The organism is Pseudomonas fluorescens (assembly GCF_001648775.1).
GTDB lineage: Bacteria > Pseudomonadota > Gammaproteobacteria > Pseudomonadales > Pseudomonadaceae > Aquipseudomonas > Aquipseudomonas fluorescens_M.
This window is the reverse complement of record NZ_LVEJ01000043.1, coordinates 1-12,969: the sequence shown is the minus strand read 5'-3', so window position 1 is coordinate 12,969 and position 12,969 is coordinate 1. Positions and strand designations below refer to the sequence as shown.

Here is a 12,969-nt window from a genome sequence, read left to right as displayed (position 1 = left end):
AACCGCCAGCGGCAGCACCCGAAGCAACGGATATACACCTAAAACCCAAGAACCTGGTCGGCCCACAGGCCGCCAAGGCCAAAACGATCAAACAACATCAACCCCGACGTGAATCGCATCATGCCGCCAAAACTCCAGATCACAATCAATCAACCGCTCATGCTGATCATAATTGACCCGAGCAATCCGCAACCCGGGGCTCCCCACAGAAACCCGCAAAGCCGCCGCCGCATCCACCGACAATGACGTCGGCACAATCTCAAAGCGCACCCGCCCATAGTGCAAATCGTAATGCCGTGCATACAACTCGGTAATCGACTGATTCAAATCAAACTCAAGAATCCCCGGAAAAAACTGCGGATTCAAATAGTGCTCCACATACAACACCAACCGCCCATCAATGCGCCGCGACCGGCAAATCTGAATCACGCTCGACAACGCCGGCAACTGCAACCACGCACACACCGCCGCCGACGCCGGCTGCAACCGCGCCGAAATCACCTCGGTCGACGGCACCCGCCCCTGCGCACTGACCATCGCGTGAAAGTGACTGCGCTGCATCAAGTTGTACGCCAGCCGCGGCGGCGAGACGAACCAGCCCCGGCGCTCCTCACGATAAATCTGCCCCTGCGCCTCCAATTGCAACAATGCCTCACGCACGGTAATCCGCGTCGTGCCAAACAACTCACTGAGCTTGCGCTCGGCCGGCAACTTGCTGCCCGCCGCCAACAGCCCGTGATCGAGTTGCTCCTGCAACACCTGGCCAATGGCTGTCACCGCTTTTGTTGCCTCATCGCGCATCAACGTTACCTATCTGGACTAGACCAGCACTGTTTCGGGGCAAAACCGCGCGGCGAACGCGCCGTTTGCTGATGTTGCAAGCCTAGGCAGTGCAGATGACCGAGAGATGACAAAACTACCGAACGGTCGTCCTCATGACTTGCAATACATCGGCCAGTTCCTTGCCCTGCGGGCGTTTGGGCATGGTCTACGCTTACTTGGCAACCGCCGATAGCGGGCAAATAAAAGCCCTGCCGCAAGGCCGCCGACATCAAAGTGTCATCCAGCCCGCCTAAATTGGCTCAGGTATTGCTGACCTAGACCAACACAAACCGCAAACGCAGCGTTGAACACGACCAAGGAGCTTCGGAATGAAACAGCTTTTCCTGGCAACACTGTTAGGCTCGACCATTGCAATGTGCACCTCGGCCATGGCCGCCGGCACCGATCTGAAAACCCTCGAAGCCGCTGCGAAAGCGGAAGGCGCCGTCAACAGCGTCGGCATGCCCGATGACTGGGCCAACTGGAAAGGCACCTGGGAAGACCTGGCCAAAACCTACGGTCTGAAGCACATCGACACCGACATGAGCTCGGCCCAGGAAATCGCCAAGTTCGCCGCCGAAAAAGACAACGCCACTGCCGACATCGGCGACGTTGGTGCCGCATTCGGCCCGATCGCGGTCAAGCAAGGCGTGGTGCAACCGTACAAGCCAAGCACCTGGGACCAGGTCCCGGACTGGGCCAAGGACAAGGACGGCAACTGGGCACTGGCCTACACCGGCACCATCGCCTTCATCGTCAACAAAAAGCTGCTGCACGGCTCCGAAGTGCCGACCAAGTGGGCTGACCTCAAGGGTGGCAAATACAAGGTCTCGATCGGTGACGTGAGCACCGCTGCACAAGCCGCCAACGGCGTTCTCGCTGCCGCACTGGCCAACGGTGGCGACGAGAAAAACATCAAGCCTGCGCTGCTGTTGTTTGCAGACATTGCCAAGCAAGGTCGCCTGTCGATGGCCAACCCGACCATCGCCACCATGGAAAAAGGCGAAATCGAAGTCGGCGTGGTCTGGGACTTCAACGGCCTCAGCTACAAAGCCAAGATGGCCAACCCGGATGATTACGTGGTGCTGATCCCATCCGACGGTTCGGTGATTTCCGGCTACACCACGATCATCAACAAGTACGCGAAAAACCCTAACGCCGCCAAGCTGACCCGCGAATACATCTTCAGCGACGCCGGCCAGACTAACCTGGCACGTGGCAACGCCCGTCCGATCCGCGCCGAACACCTGCAACTGCCGGAAGACGTGAAGGCCAAACTGCTGCCGAACGAGCAGTACAAGAAAGTCACCCCGATCAAAGACGCCGATGCGTGGGAAAAGACCTCCAAAGCCCTGCCACAGCAGTGGAACGAAGAAGTCATCGTCGAGATGAAGTGATGGCTTGACCCACTGTTTGATCCGACAAAGATACCTGTGGGAGCGAGCTTGCTCGCGAATGCGGTTATTCATTCAGCATTGATGTTGGCTGACATGACGCCTTCGCGAGCAAGCTCGCTCCCACAAGGGATTGAGTGGATTTCGGAATATTTGAATTTCGCGGAGTTTTTGCCCCTATGAAGCACAACGTCATCCTTGTCGTGCTCGATGGCCTCAATTACGAGGTCGCACGTCACGCCATGGGGCATCTGCAGGCTTACGTTGGCGCAGGACGCGCCGCACTCTATCAATTGGAGTGCGAGTTGCCGGCCCTGTCCCGACCGCTTTATGAATGCATCCTCACTGGCGTGCCGCCGATCGACAGCGGCATCGTCCACAACGACGTCTCGCGCCTGTCCAACCAGCGCAGCATTTATCACTACGCCCGCGACGCCGGTCTGAAAACCGCCGCCGCGGCGTACCACTGGGTCAGCGAACTGTACAACCGCTCACCGTTCGTGGCGGCACGCGATCGCCACACCGACAATCTGTCGCTGCCGATCCAGCACGGGCATTTCTACTGGAACGATCACTATCCGGATTCGCACCTGTTCGCCGACGCCGAAAACCTGCGCCTGCGCCACGCGCCGAATTTCCTGCTGATCCACCCGATGAACATCGACGACGCCGGGCACAAGCACGGCCTCGACTCTTCGCAATACCGCAACAGCGCGCGCTTCGCCGACATCATCCTCGCCGATTATCTGCAGAACTGGCTCGCCGCTGGCTATCAGGTATTGGTGACCGCCGACCACGGCATGAACAACGACCGCTCGCACAACGGCCTGCTACCGGAAGAACGTCAGGTGCCACTGTTCGTCCTCGGCGATGCCTTCAGCCTTGACGCCGATGCCGCACCGAAACAGACGGAAATCTGCGGCACCGTTTGCGAACTGCTCGGCGTGCCTCACGACAAACCTGTGTGCCGGGAGCTGCTCAAGTGAATGCCATGACTCGCGGCAAATGGCTAGCGGCGCTGTGCCTGGTGCCCTTCGCGCTGTTCTTTATCGTCTTCGAAATCGCCCCGCTGGTCTGGGTGATGATCAACAGCCTGCAATCGGAGGAGTTCGGCTGGGGCTTCGCCAACTTCAGCAAGATCTTCAGCTCGAAGTTCTATTTGCAGGCGATCCAGTACAGCCTCGAGATCAGTTTCTGGTCGAGCGTGTTCGGCATCCTCATCGCCATGCTCGGTGCGTATTCCCTGCGCCGCGTCGATTCGAAACTGCGCAACTTCGTCAACGCTTTCGCCAACATGACCAGCAACTTCGCCGGTGTGCCTCTGGCTTTCGCGTTCATCATCCTGCTCGGGTTCAACGGCAGCATCACCATCATGCTCAAGCAGTCGGGGATCATTCAGGATTTCAACCTGTACTCGAAAACCGGGCTGATCATCCTCTACACCTATTTCCAGATTCCCCTCGGCGTGTTGCTGCTTTACCCGGCCTTCGACGCTTTGCGTGAAGACTGGCGCGAGTCCGCCGCGTTGCTCGGCGCCAACGGCTGGCAGTTCTGGCGGCACATCGGTTTGCCGGTGTTGACCCCAGCATTGCTCGGTACGTTCGTGATCCTGCTGGCCAACGCCCTCGGCGCCTATGCCACTGTGTATGCACTGACGACGGGCAACTTCAACGTGCTGCCGATCCGCATTGCGGCAATGGTCTCCGGCGATATTTCCCTCGACCCGAATCTGGCCAGTGCCTTGGCCGTGGTGCTGGTGGCACTGATGACCATCGTCACCGTCGTGCACCAACTGCTGTTGAAGAGGAGCTACCATGTCTCGCGCTGAATCCGGCCCGGCCGGCCTCTACCACCGCGTCGTGGTTTACCTGCTGTTCGCTATCCTCTTGCTACCACTGGCGGGGACGCTGATCTACTCGATCGCCAGCAGTTGGTCGGCGACCATCCTGCCCAGCGGCTTCACCTTCAAGTGGTACATCCAGTTGTGGAGCGATCCGCGTTTCCTCCACGCCTTCGGCCAGTCATTGCTGGTGTGCGTCGGTGCGCTGGTGTTGTCGGTGGTGCTGATCCTACCGCTGCTGTTCGTGGTGCATTACCACTTCCCCAAACTCGATGCGCTGATGAACATCCTGATCTTGTTGCCCTTCGCGGTGCCGCCGGTGGTGTCCTCGGTGGGTCTATTGCAGCTGTATGGTTCCGGGCCGATGGCGATGGTCGGCACGCCGTGGATTCTGATCGGTTGCTACTTCACCGTGGCCCTGCCGTTCATGTACCGGGCAATCACCAACAACCTGCAAGCGATCAACCTGCGCGACCTGATGGACGCCGCGCAACTGCTCGGTGCCAGCACCTTTCAGGCGGCGTTTCTGGTGGTGCTGCCGAATCTGCGCAAAGGCCTGATGGTCGCGTTGCTGCTGTCGTTCTCGTTCCTGTTTGGTGAGTTCGTTTTCGCCAACATTCTGGTCGGCACGCGCTACGAAACCCTGCAGGTTTATCTGAACAACATGCGCAACAGCAGCGGTCACTTCACCAGTGCGCTGGTCATCTCGTATTTCTTTTTCGTGCTGGTCCTGACCTGGATCGCCAACATCTTGAACAAGGACAAAAGCGAATGAGCTATGTCAGCGTCCAACACCTGCAAAAGAACTACGCAGGCACCCCGGTATTCAGCGACATCAACTGCGAAATCAACAAAGGCGAATTCGTCACCCTGCTCGGCCCGTCCGGTTGCGGCAAGTCGACCCTGCTGCGTTGCATCGCCGGCCTGACGCCAGTCGATGGCGGCAAGATCCTCCTCGATGGCGTTGATATCGTGCCGTTAAGCCCGCAGAAACGCGGGATCGGCATGGTGTTCCAGAGCTATGCCTTGTTTCCCAACATGACTGTCGAGCAGAACGTTGCCTTCGGTTTGCGCATGCAAAAGGTCAATGCCGACGACAGCCATAAACGAGTTTCGGAAGTGTTGAAACTGGTTGAACTGAACGACTTCGCCAGCCGCTATCCGCATCAACTGTCCGGTGGTCAATGCCAGCGGGTTGCCCTCGCCCGCTCGCTGGTGACGCGCCCACGCTTGTTGCTGCTGGATGAACCGCTGTCGGCGCTCGATGCGCGGATTCGTAAACACCTGCGCGAACAGATCCGGCAGATCCAGCGTGAACTCGGCCTGACGACAATTTTCGTCACCCACGATCAGGAAGAAGCGCTGACCATGTCTGACCGGATTTTCCTGATGAATCAGGGAAAAATCGTACAGAGCGGCGACGCTGAAACCCTCTACACAGCGCCCGTCGATGTGTTCGCCGCCGGCTTCATCGGCAACTACAACCTGCTCGATGCCGACGCGGCGTCGAAGCTGCTGCAACGCCCGATCAACCACCGCATCGCCATTCGCCCGGAGGCTATCGAACTGAGCCTTGAGGGTGAACTCGACGCGCAAATCCGCAGCCACAGCCTGCTCGGCAACGTCATCCGCTACCGGGTCGAAGCGCGCGGCGTGGAACTGGTGGTGGATGTGCTCAACCGCTCGGCTGCCGATCTGCACCCCGACGGCCAGCGCCTGGCGCTTTCCATCGATCCGACGGCCCTGTGTGAGGTAGCCTGATGACTTTGCTGACGTTGAAGAGAGAACTGCACTGATGGCCCTGGCAATTTTTGATCTGGACGAAACGTTGATCCACGGCGACTGCGCCACCCTCTGGAGCGAGCAGATGGGGCGCCTGGGCTGGGTCGATCCTGAATCGTTCATGCGCAAGAACAACGAACTGATGGACGCCTACAGCCATGGCAAATTGCGCATGGAAGAGTACATGGAGTTCAGCCTTGAACCCCTGATCGGCCGCACGCCGGAAGAAGTCGAGCATCTGGTCGGCCCGTGGGTGGAAGATTTCATCGAACCGATCATCTTCAGCGACGCGACCAAAACCATCGCCGCCCACCGCAAGGCGGGTGACCGGATTCTGGTGATCTCGGCGTCAGGCACGCACCTGGTCAAACCGATTGCCGATCGACTGGGCATTGATGAAATTCTGGGGATTGAACTGGAAGTCGCTCATGGCGTTTACAGCGGTCACACCGTTGGCACCCTGACCTACCGCGAAGGCAAGATCACCCGCTTGCTGGAATGGCTGGATGCCGAAGAAGAGAATCTGGAAGGCGCGAGTTTCTACTCCGACTCACGCAATGATTTGCCGTTATTGCTGAAGGTGGATTTCCCGCACGTGGTCAACCCGGACCCAGTGCTGCTGGAACACGCCGAAAAAGCCGGCTGGCCAATCCACCTCTGGAAATGACAAAGATTTAATCTGCAATTACAGACAGGCTGACATCCCAAACCTGAGTTCGCCTCAATGGTTCAGGTCGATGCAACTCGACAGCACAACCCGCTCAGTCCCCTCTCCCTTTGGGAGAGGGTTAGGGTGAGGGGCTTTTTCCCTGGCTCTCAGCTCAGACTTTCGTCAATCACCAACACCAGTTTGCCCGCCACCGTATTACTCGCCAACTCCGCAAACGCCGCCTCGGCATCCTTCACGGCAAACGCCTTGGCCAACTGCGGACTCAACCGCCCCTCGGCAAACAGCGGCCATACCTGCTGGCCCAGGTCACTCAACAGATCCGCCTTGAACTGATCGTCACGACTACGCAACGTCGAACCGACCAGTTGCACACGCTTGGCCAACACCTGCGCCAGATCCAGCTGCGCCTCACGACCGCCCATCAGACCGATCAACACCCAACGGCCATCGAGCGCCATCAGCTTCAGATTCAACGCCGAATAATTGCCGCCGACCGGGTCGAGAATCACATCGAACGGCCCGAAATCACGCAGGCTCTCCAGATCATCGGTGCGCACCACTCCGCCCTGCGCGCCCAGCGCTTCACAGTAAGCCAGACGCTCGGCAGAACCGACGCTGACCCAGCAGGGATTGCCGAACGCCTTGCACAACTGAATGGCGGCTGAACCGATTCCACTTGCGCCGGCGTGCAAGAGAACTTTCTCACCCGGTTTGAGCGCCGCAAGTTGAAACACATTCAACCAGACTGTTGCATAAACCTCGGGCAATGCTGCGGCCTCGATCAACGAGACGCCTTCAGGCACCGGCAACACATGCCGCCCGTCGACCACCACCTCTTCAGCCATGCCACCCCCGGCCAGCAAGGCGCAAACCCGATCGCCGACCTGCCAGGAACTGCCTGCACCAACCTCGCTGATAACCCCTGAGCACTCAAGACCGAGCACTTGGCTGGCCCCAGGCGGGGGTGGATAAAGCCCTGCTTTCTGTAATAAATCGGCGCGATTGAGGCCCGCAGCCGCCACTCGAATGCGGACTTGTCCTACATCACATGTAGGACTCGGCTCTTCAACCCATGCCACTTGACCGTCAACGCCTTGCAATGCCTTCACAGTGCCTCCATAGTGAGTCTGGACTGAGCCCGAAGCTGTAGCGCCGGGCTTTTTGCATTATGCGACCGGCTCTCGTAGAACCGGCGACTTCAAAGACGGCCTAATATGCGTTATCAATTGTCCCCGCGTCGAATCAGCATGAAGCATTTGCTCCCCAGCACCGCCCTCGCTCTTTTCATCGGTATCGGTCTGTTGCCGGTGTCGGGCACCACATTCGCAGCCAACAGCTGGGACAAGTTGCAGCCTGATCGCGATGAAGTCATCGCCAGTCTGAACGTCGTCGAGTTGCTCAAGCGTCACCACTACAGCAAGCCGCCGCTCGACGATGCGCGCTCGGTGATCATCTACGACAGCTATATCAAGCTGCTGGACCCGTCGCGCAGCTACTTCATGGCCAGCGACATCGCCGAATTCGACAAATGGAAGACCCAGTTCGACGACTTCCTCAAAAGCGGCGACCTCAACGCCGGGTTCACCATCTACAAGCGCTACCTGGACCGCGTCAAGGCGCGTCTGGACTTCGCCCTTGCCGAGCTGAACAAAGGCGTCGACAAGATGGACTTCACCACCAAGGAAACCTTGCTGATCGATCGCAAGGACGCCCCTTGGCTCAAATCCACCGCGGAACTCGACGACCTGTGGCGCAAACGCGTCAAGGACGAAGTGCTGCGGATGAAGATCGCCGGCAAAGAGCCGAAGCAGATTCAGGAAACCCTGACCAAGCGCTACAAGAACCAGTTGGCGCGCCTGGATCAGACCCGTCCGGAAGACATCTTCCAGGCGTACATCAACACCTTCGCCATGTCGTACGATCCGCACACCAACTATCTGTCGCCGGATAACGCGGAAAACTTCGACATCAACATGAGCCTGTCCCTCGAGGGCATCGGTGCCGTGTTGCAGAGCGACAACGACCAGGTGAAAGTCGTGCGTCTGGTGCCAGCCGGCCCGGCCGACAAGACCAAACAGGTCGCCCCGGCCGACAAAATCATCGGTGTTGCCCAAGGCAACAAAGAGATGGTCGACGTGGTGGGCTGGCGTCTGGACGAAGTGGTCAAGCTGATCCGCGGCCCGAAAGGCACCGTGGTGCGTCTGGAAGTGATTCCGGCCAGCAATGCGCCAAACGACCAGACCACCAAGATCGTGCCGATCACCCGTGAAGCGGTGAAGCTCGAAGATCAGGCGGTGAAGAAGTCCATCCTCAGCCTGAAACAGGACGGCAAGGACTACAAACTCGGCGTCATCGAGATCCCGGCCTTCTACCTCGACTTCAAGGCGTTCCGTGCCGGTGATCCGGATTACAAGAGCACCACCCGTGACGTCAAGAAACTGCTGACCGAACTGCAGAAAGACAAAGTCGACGGCGTGGTCATCGACCTGCGCAACAACGGCGGCGGTTCCCTGCAGGAAGCCACCGAGCTGACCAGCCTGTTCATCGACAAAGGCCCGACCGTACTGGTGCGTAACGCCGATGGTCGCGTCGACGTGCTGGAAGATGAAAACCCGGGCGCGTTCTACAAGGGCCCGATGGCGCTGCTGGTCAACCGCCTGTCCGCCTCGGCGTCGGAGATTTTCGCCGGCGCCATGCAGGACTACCACCGTGCGCTGATCATCGGTGGCCAGACCTTCGGCAAAGGCACCGTGCAGACCATTCAGCCGCTGAACCATGGCGAACTGAAACTGACCCTGGCCAAGTTCTACCGGGTATCCGGCCAGAGCACCCAGCATCAGGGCGTGTTGCCGGACATCGACTACCCGTCGCTGATCGACACCAAGGAAATCGGCGAGAGCGCTCTGCCGGAAGCCATGCCATGGGACACCATCCGCGCGGCAATCAAACCGGCGGCCGATCCGTTCAAGCCGTTCCTGGCTCAGCTCAAGTCCGAGCATGACACGCGCACCGCCAAGGATGCCGAGTTCGTGTTCATCCGCGACAAGCTGGCGCTGGCACAGAAACTGATGGAAGAAAAAACCGTCAGCCTCAACGAAGCCGAACGCCGTGCCCAGCACACCGACATCGACGCCAAGCAACTGGCGATGGAAAACATCCGTCGCAAGGCCAAAGGCGAAGAACCGCTCAAAGAGCTGAAGAAAGAAGACGACGACGCCCTCGCGGCAGCCGACCCGGACAAGGTCAAACCAGAAGACGACGCCTACCTGAGCGAAACCGGGCGTGTGCTGCTGGATTACCTGAAGCTGAGCAATCAGGTGGCCAAGAAGTAAGGTGATGGCAATTTAATGCTGACGACCCCCGGATCGTCATCAAACAGTCATCATTCTGTCGTGCAATAAAGGACTGGGAGCCACTCTCTTCATCGAGAGCGCTCCCAGTCCTTTTTTTATCGCCAGAGATTGCCATGACCACGACCGAACAGCTGAGTGCCTTGAGCTCGATCCTGACTCAAAGCGGTTTACACAGCCTGTTCCAGCCGATCATCAGTCTCTCCGAACGCCGTATCCTCGGTTACGAAGCCCTCACTCGCGGGCCCTCCAACAGCCCTCTTCACTCGCCCATCGCGCTGTTCGCCGTGGCGCGTCAGGCCGGGCGCTTGAGTGAGCTGGAAATAGCCTGCCGACAGTCTGCATGCCGGCGCTTCAACGAGCAGCAACTGCCGGGCAAACTGTTTCTCAACGTCTCGCCGGAATCCTTGCTCGAGGCCGCGCATCAACCGGGGCGCACATTGCAGTTGCTGCAGGACTTTGGCATTCCGCCCAGTCAGGTCGTCATCGAGTTGACCGAGCAGACGCCGATCGACGATTTTCAGTTGCTGCAAACTGCGCTGCATCACTATCGCGCGATGGGTTTTTCGATTGCCCTGGATGATCTCGGTGCCGGTTATTCGAGCCTGCGGTTATGGTCGGAACTGCGCCCGGATTACGTGAAAATCGACCGGCACTTCATTGACGGCATTCATCAGGATGCGTTGAAGCGCGAGTTTGTCGGCTCGATCCTGCAAATCGCCAAAGCCTCTCGCGCGCAAGTCATCGCCGAAGGCATCGAACTGCCGGAAGAGCTCGCGGTGCTGACCGAAATGGGCGTCGATCTGGTCCAGGGTTACTTGCTCGGTCGTCCTCAGGAACAGCCACCGCGCGATGCCCGCGCCTTGATGCCCAAACACGACAGCAGCAGCGTTGCGCTGAACGACGAAGGCAGCGACCTCAGTGCCCTGCTCAACGACCAACCGGCTGTGCACCGCGACACACCCACCGCCACCGTACTCGAAGCCTTCCGCCGCCAGGCCAACCTCAACTCACTGGCGGTACTCGACGAACAAGGCCAACCCTGCGGCATCGTCCATCGTCACTCTTTGTCGGATGCCCTGCTCAAGCCATTCGCCACCGACCTGTTCGCACGCAAACCGATCAGCCGCCTGATGAACGATGACTTCCTCGCCGTGGAAATGAGCCAGTCGCTGCAACAGGTCAGCCGCCTGATCACCAGCCGCGCCCGCCAGCGCATTGAAGAAGACTTCATCATCACCCTCAATGGTGGCTACTTGGGTCTTGGCCGGGTCATCGACGTGCTCAAACTGATCACCGAACTGAAAATCCAACAGGCCCGTTACGCCAATCCGCTAACCTTGCTGCCGGGCAATGTGCCGATTCAGCAGTGCCTGACGCGGTTGCTGCAGCAGGGGCGTGAATCGGTCATTTGCTACGTCGACATCGACAGTTTCAAACCCTTCAACGATATCTACGGCTATGGCCGTGGTGACGAAGTGTTGCTGTGTCTGGCGCAATGTCTGAACGAGCGCGTCGACCCAAGCCGCGACTTCGTCGGCCACATTGGCGGCGACGACTTCCTGCTTGTCCTCGGCCCGGAAGACTGGCGCAAGCGCCTCAATCAACTGCTTGATGACTTCCAGAGTCAATGCCGACGCTTTTACCGTCCTGAACACCTCGAAGCTGGATGTTTTATTGCGCCGAATCGCCAAGGCATGCGGCAGGAGTTTCCGCTGTTGTCATTGTCTATTGGCGTTGTTCATCTGCACCCGGAAGCCTGCGCACAACTGGATGCCAGTCAGCTTGCAGAGATGGCTTCGCAGGCGAAGCATCATGCGAAGAATGTTCCGGGGTATAGCGTGCATGTGATTGATAGTCTTGCCACTCCTGACATTTATTCACCACAGCTAATCGGCCAACGTTGATTTAGTTTTTAGTTCACCAAGCCGACCTATCCTCACTAGCTGCCATCAACAGATCCTCTTTCCAAACTTCTTTCGCTAGTTGATAGACATCTTGAAAAAAAACGCGTGGACTTTCTAATGAATACCATTCCTCACGCGGCCAACTACTTGTCTCGCATTCATCTATTTCGAATATAATTTGAAAATCGAAGTTTTGATCTTCAAGCACCGCCTCTAGATTCTCAATGAGAGCCAGCTTATGCCTATGTGAGAAATAAGGCTGATTTAAGCAATATTTCTTTATTAGCACACCTCTATCAGCTTGATCATTCGGATCATAAACCCCGAGTTCTACACCCTTGGACTCCTCTCTATCATAAACATCAAATATACCAACGAACCACATTAAGTCAGGTTCAAAGCGTTCATTTAAAAATGGGTCTTTCAGCATCATTTTCCCTCCGCAGGGAAGCCCGTGAAAGGCTCCTGTGTATTCACTTTGTCGAATTTAACCTCAAACCAATTCATATCCTCATTAAGCCCCGGGTTTTGTGCATCTTTTTTATTGGGTCTGTAACCGCGCCCAGCTCCAGGAAGCTCCAATCTAACTATTGGATTTTTCTTCTGATCCTTTCCTGTATGTCTAATCAATCCGTTTTTATCCTTCGTCATCGCTTTATTCAATGCCCCCAAATGCATGCGCCAACTATGAAACTGAGAGCTTGGATTACCTTTGGCACCTTTCGGGACCTCACCAGTATGAGGATCCGCTCCATTGATCGCTCTCTGCTTGAGAGCCGGATCAGAAATTTCCGAACTATGTTTTTTCACAGTGTGCATGTCATAAATTTTTTCATACTCACTAACACGCCGCTGTGCATTTCCCTCGGCTAGTTCATCAATCCTCGCTCTACGCTCCTGCGCCGTCATCTTCGGCAGCGCTGGCTCCCCCTCATCAACCTTAGCCCCACCAACGCCACCCGGCACCTCACACCCAGGTTTATTCGGCGGCGGACAGTTAGACGTCAACCCCAACGGATCCACCCACCCCGTCGGATTCGGCACGTACTGGTACTGATTCAACCCACCGGCCAACTTGATCGGATCCGGCGTCAGATACCTCCCCAGCCTCGGGTCGTAATATCGGTGCCGGTTGTAATGCAGGCCACTTTCCCCATCGAAATACTGCCCCTGAAAACGCAGTGGCTGGTTCAGGTAGTCGTCA

12 protein-coding genes are annotated in these 12,969 nt (G+C 57.6%); 8 read left to right on the top strand and 4 right to left on the bottom strand.

Going from position 1 to position 12,969, the window contains the following annotated elements; all coding sequences use genetic code 11:
* Positions 1-87: 87 nt before the first annotated feature.
* Entirely contained in the window at positions 88-801 is a 714-nt protein-coding gene (locus tag A8O26_RS29005; RefSeq protein ID WP_064121017.1) for a UTRA domain-containing protein, read from the bottom strand.
* Between the two features lie 350 nt (positions 802-1,151).
* On the opposite strand from A8O26_RS29005, the gene A8O26_RS29000 reads away from it, so the two are divergent.
* The 6 genes from A8O26_RS29000 to A8O26_RS28975 all read left to right on the top strand — a co-directional run bounded on the left by A8O26_RS29000 (position 1,152) and on the right by A8O26_RS28975 (position 6,505).
* Positions 1,152-2,219: an ABC transporter substrate-binding protein gene (locus tag A8O26_RS29000; RefSeq protein WP_007916337.1), complete on the top strand. Its 1,068-nt coding sequence runs from the start codon at positions 1,152-1,154 to the stop codon at positions 2,217-2,219.
* 176 nt (positions 2,220-2,395) lie between these two features.
* Positions 2,396-3,202 carry an alkaline phosphatase family protein gene (locus A8O26_RS28995; RefSeq protein ID WP_064121016.1) on the top strand — a complete coding sequence of 269 codons (807 nt, stop codon included), beginning with the start codon at positions 2,396-2,398 and terminating at the stop codon, positions 3,200-3,202.
* 5 nt (positions 3,203-3,207) lie between these two features.
* Positions 3,208-4,044, top strand: coding sequence for an ABC transporter permease (locus tag A8O26_RS28990; protein ID WP_172828225.1), 837 nt, complete (start codon positions 3,208-3,210; stop codon positions 4,042-4,044).
* Positions 4,031-4,831 carry an ABC transporter permease gene (locus A8O26_RS28985; RefSeq protein ID WP_064121014.1) on the top strand — a complete coding sequence of 267 codons (801 nt, stop codon included), beginning with the start codon at positions 4,031-4,033 and terminating at the stop codon, positions 4,829-4,831. Before A8O26_RS28990 ends, A8O26_RS28985 begins: the two co-directional genes overlap by 14 nt.
* Positions 4,828-5,817 (top strand): ABC transporter ATP-binding protein, encoded by a 990-nt coding sequence (locus tag A8O26_RS28980; protein ID WP_064121013.1) that lies wholly within the window; start codon positions 4,828-4,830, stop codon positions 5,815-5,817. The genes A8O26_RS28985 and A8O26_RS28980 overlap by 4 nt, the downstream gene beginning before the upstream one ends.
* Positions 5,818-5,851: 34 nt before the next feature.
* On the top strand, positions 5,852-6,505 hold the full coding sequence (locus A8O26_RS28975) for an HAD family hydrolase (protein ID WP_064121012.1): 654 nt from the start codon (positions 5,852-5,854) through the stop codon (positions 6,503-6,505).
* A gap of 149 nt (positions 6,506-6,654) precedes the next feature.
* On the opposite strand, the gene A8O26_RS28970 is transcribed toward A8O26_RS28975, so the two are convergent.
* Positions 6,655-7,617, bottom strand: coding sequence for a zinc-binding dehydrogenase (locus A8O26_RS28970; RefSeq protein WP_064121011.1), 963 nt, complete (start codon positions 7,615-7,617; stop codon positions 6,655-6,657).
* 138 nt (positions 7,618-7,755) lie between these two features.
* Here A8O26_RS28970 and A8O26_RS28965 point away from each other — a divergent pair, with 138 nt between their 5' ends.
* Both A8O26_RS28965 and A8O26_RS28960 read left to right on the top strand, forming a co-directional pair.
* On the top strand, positions 7,756-9,840 hold the full coding sequence (locus A8O26_RS28965; RefSeq protein WP_172828224.1) for a carboxy terminal-processing peptidase: 2,085 nt from the start codon (positions 7,756-7,758) through the stop codon (positions 9,838-9,840).
* A 134-nt stretch (positions 9,841-9,974) separates the two neighbouring features.
* Positions 9,975-11,765 carry a bifunctional diguanylate cyclase/phosphodiesterase gene (locus A8O26_RS28960; RefSeq protein WP_064121009.1) on the top strand — a complete coding sequence of 597 codons (1,791 nt, stop codon included), beginning with the start codon at positions 9,975-9,977 and terminating at the stop codon, positions 11,763-11,765.
* Between the two features lie 13 nt (positions 11,766-11,778).
* Here the strand turns inward: A8O26_RS28960 and A8O26_RS28955 are convergent, their stop codons facing one another.
* Together A8O26_RS28955 and A8O26_RS28950 are read right to left on the bottom strand one after the other, a co-directional pair.
* Positions 11,779-12,198 (bottom strand): hypothetical protein, encoded by a 420-nt coding sequence (locus A8O26_RS28955; RefSeq protein WP_064121008.1) that lies wholly within the window; start codon positions 12,196-12,198, stop codon positions 11,779-11,781.
* Positions 12,195-12,969 (bottom strand): RHS repeat-associated core domain-containing protein (locus A8O26_RS28950; RefSeq protein ID WP_172828223.1); only part of this gene is annotated, 775 nt, incomplete at its 5' end. The genes A8O26_RS28950 and A8O26_RS28955, both read right to left, overlap by 4 nt.

Excerpts from the sequence above, each read along its gene's own strand:
- A8O26_RS29005 (WP_064121017.1), bottom strand. The coding sequence starts at position 801 with ATGCGCGATGAGGCAACAAAAGCGGTGACAGCCATTGGCCAGGTGTTG.
- A8O26_RS29000 (WP_007916337.1), top strand. The coding sequence starts at position 1,152 with ATGAAACAGCTTTTCCTGGCAACACTGTTAGGCTCGACCATTGCAATG.
- A8O26_RS28995 (WP_064121016.1), top strand. The coding sequence starts at position 2,396 with ATGAAGCACAACGTCATCCTTGTCGTGCTCGATGGCCTCAATTACGAG.
- A8O26_RS28990 (WP_172828225.1), top strand. The coding sequence starts at position 3,208 with ATGACTCGCGGCAAATGGCTAGCGGCGCTGTGCCTGGTGCCCTTCGCG.
- A8O26_RS28985 (WP_064121014.1), top strand. The coding sequence starts at position 4,031 with ATGTCTCGCGCTGAATCCGGCCCGGCCGGCCTCTACCACCGCGTCGTG.
- A8O26_RS28980 (WP_064121013.1), top strand. The coding sequence starts at position 4,828 with ATGAGCTATGTCAGCGTCCAACACCTGCAAAAGAACTACGCAGGCACC.
- A8O26_RS28975 (WP_064121012.1), top strand. The coding sequence starts at position 5,852 with ATGGCCCTGGCAATTTTTGATCTGGACGAAACGTTGATCCACGGCGAC.
- A8O26_RS28965 (WP_172828224.1), top strand. The coding sequence starts at position 7,756 with ATGAAGCATTTGCTCCCCAGCACCGCCCTCGCTCTTTTCATCGGTATC.
- A8O26_RS28960 (WP_064121009.1), top strand. The coding sequence starts at position 9,975 with ATGACCACGACCGAACAGCTGAGTGCCTTGAGCTCGATCCTGACTCAA.
- A8O26_RS28955 (WP_064121008.1), bottom strand. The coding sequence starts at position 12,198 with ATGATGCTGAAAGACCCATTTTTAAATGAACGCTTTGAACCTGACTTA.